Annotated in this window: 2 protein-coding genes and 1 pseudogene; 2 read left to right on the plus strand and 1 reads right to left on the minus strand. The window is 78.9% G+C overall.

The features are described from left to right. Window positions 1-772 (plus strand): annotated as a pseudogene (locus ACFOWE_RS25895) (hypothetical protein); the annotation flags it as partial. Between the two features lie 13 nt (window positions 773-785). Then, window positions 786-1,763, plus strand: coding sequence for an L-threonylcarbamoyladenylate synthase (locus ACFOWE_RS25900; RefSeq protein ID WP_377292229.1), 978 nt, complete (start codon window positions 786-788; stop codon window positions 1,761-1,763). A gap of 28 nt (window positions 1,764-1,791) precedes the next feature. Here ACFOWE_RS25900 and ACFOWE_RS25905 read toward each other — a convergent pair. Next, a partial coding sequence (locus ACFOWE_RS25905; RefSeq protein WP_377292231.1) for a DNA glycosylase AlkZ-like family protein occupies window positions 1,792-2,524 on the minus strand: 733 nt, incomplete at its 5' end.

The following is a 2,524-nucleotide window of genomic DNA, read 5'->3' on the forward strand; positions in this document are numbered from 1 at the left end:
GGCCGCGGCGGCCCGCCGCCACGCCGCCGTGGCCGGGGCCCGCGCCGCGGGCGCCGAGCAGCGCCGCCGCCAGGCCGTCGCCGCCGCCCGCGACGCCGAGACCGCGCGCACCCAGGCCGAACGGCAGACCGCCCGGGTGCGGGCCGAGGCCGATACCGCCCGCCGGCAGGCGTGGGAGGAGACGGCCCGCCACGAGCGCGCCCGCGGCCAGGCCGAGGCCGCCCGGGACGCGGCGCTCGCGGCCCACGAGGCGCTCGCCGACCAGACGCACGCCGTCCAGGACGACCTGCGGGCCCTGCGTGACGCCCACCAGCGGCAGAGCGAGCGGCTGGCCGCCGCCGAGGCCGCCCTGGGCCAGGCCCGCACCGAGAACACCGGCCTGCGCGACCGGCTGGCCGCCCTGGCGGAGCGGCTGCAGGAGGCCGAGAGCGGCCGGACGCGGGCCCTCGCCGACGCGGGCGCCGCCCGGGACGCGGCGGAGGCGGCCCGGCAGGAGACCGCCCGGCTCCGCGAGGCCCTGGAAGAGCGGGACCGCCACCTCGCCCGGACCCGCCAGGAGACGGCTCGGGCGGAGGTCCGCGCGGCCGCGGCCGAGACCGCCCGCGACGGCGCCCGGGCGCGCGCCGAAGAGCTCCGGGACGCCCTGACCGCCACCGAGGCCCGCGCCGCCCGCATTGAGGAGCTCCTCGCCCGGCTGACCACCGCCGTGCCGCCGGCCGTGGCCGCCGTCGCGCCCGAGGCGATCACGGGATGGGGGGAAGCGGAACAGTGAGAGGATTGCGAAGGTGACGGCAGGAATCAATGACATCGAGAGGGCGGCCGGTGTGCTGCGCGGCGGAGGGCTGGTGGCCTTCCCGACCGAGACCGTCTACGGTCTGGGCGCCGACGCCGAGGACTCCGCCGCCGTCGCGCGCGTCTTCCAGGCCAAGGGGCGCCCGCCCTCCCACCCGCTGATCGTCCACCTCGGCGGCGCGGAGCAGCTGGGCGACTGGGCCGAGGACGTGCCCGCGACGGCCCGCCTGCTGGCCGAGCGCTTCTGGCCGGGGCCGCTGACGCTGGTCCTGCGGCGCGGCCGCCGGGTGTCGCCGGAGGCGACCGGCGGCCTGGAGACGGTGGCCGTGCGCGTGCCCGGCCACCCCGTCGCGCTCGCGCTGCTGTCGGCCTTCGGCGGCGGCATCGCGGCCCCGTCCGCCAACCGCTTCGGCTCGGTCAGCCCCACCACGGCCGGCCACGTCCGCGCGGAGCTCGGTGACGCCGTCGACTTCGTGCTGGACGGCGGTCCCTGCGAGGTCGGCGTCGAGTCGACCATCGTCGACGCCACGGGCGCCGTCCCGAGCGTCCTGCGGCCCGGCGGGGTGACGCGCGAGGACCTCGAGGCCGTGCTGGGGCATCCGCTCGCGGTCGGCTCGGCGACCCGCGTCCGGGTGCCGGGCCAGCATCCGTCCCACTACGCGCCGCGGGCGCGCGTCGTCCTCGTCGAGCCGGAGAAGATCGTCGCAGAGGCGGAGCTCGCCCAGGAGCTGGGACACCGGGTCGGCGTCTTCCTCCCTGCCTCCTTGGCCGGCGTCGAGGTGAGGGCGCACGCCGTGGTGGCGCTCCCCGCGTCGGCGGCCGCCTACGCGCGCGGGCTGTACGGGTTCCTGCGCGAGCTCGACCAGCGGGGGTGCGACCTCATCGTCGCGTCCCTGCCGGCGGAGGAGGGGCTCGGGCTGGCGATCGCCAACCGGCTGCGCCGCGCCGCGGGACCCCGGCCCTCCGACTGACCGGCGCCGGCGCCGCCCGGTGCTCCTGTCAGGGAGGAGACGCGCCGATCCGCACGCGGTCGCTGTCGCCGCCGGACAGGAACGACGACAGCGCCCGCCCTTCCTCCGCCACGGCGGCGCGGTCGGATCGGGAAAGATCTCGCAGCGGGGTGACGACCACGGTGCCGGCCGTGACGTTCCAGGTCCCGGAGACCCGGCCGTCCACCAGGACGACACGGGCGCCGGCGACCGACAGGCCGCGGTGGGCGTCGTCGACGATCCGGCTGCGGTCGTGGTAACCGAGGAGCGCGTTGTCGAAGGCGGGCAGGAACCGCACCGGGGCGGGCGTGTCGGGGTCCGGGCGCGGCGCGCCGGGGAGGTCCAGCAGTTCCCGGCCCCGCTCGTCGCGGAAGGCCACCAGCTCCTCACGTACCGCGGCCACCGCGACCGGCAGTCCGGCGAGGCCGCACCAGGCGCGCAGGTCGGCCGTGGCGGCGGGGCCGAACGCGGCCAGGTAGCGCCGTACCAGCGCCTGGCCGACCGGGTCGGAACCGTCCTCGGGCGGAGGGTCGGCCTCGCGTCCCAGCCAGGACGAGAGCAGGGCGTTGCGCACTCCCGCCTTCGTGCGCCACAGCCCGCGCGGCGGGAGCTGCGCCATCGGGAGGAGGGCGGCGACCAGCATCTCCCCCAGGGCCCGCGATCCCGGCGCCGGCCAGCGGTCGGCGACCGCCCGCGCGAGCTCGCCCATCGAACGGGGCCGGCCGTCGGCCATGACCGCCCGG

The organism is Planomonospora corallina (genome assembly GCF_042650625.1).
Classification (GTDB): domain Bacteria; phylum Actinomycetota; class Actinomycetes; order Streptosporangiales; family Streptosporangiaceae; genus Planomonospora_B; species Planomonospora_B corallina.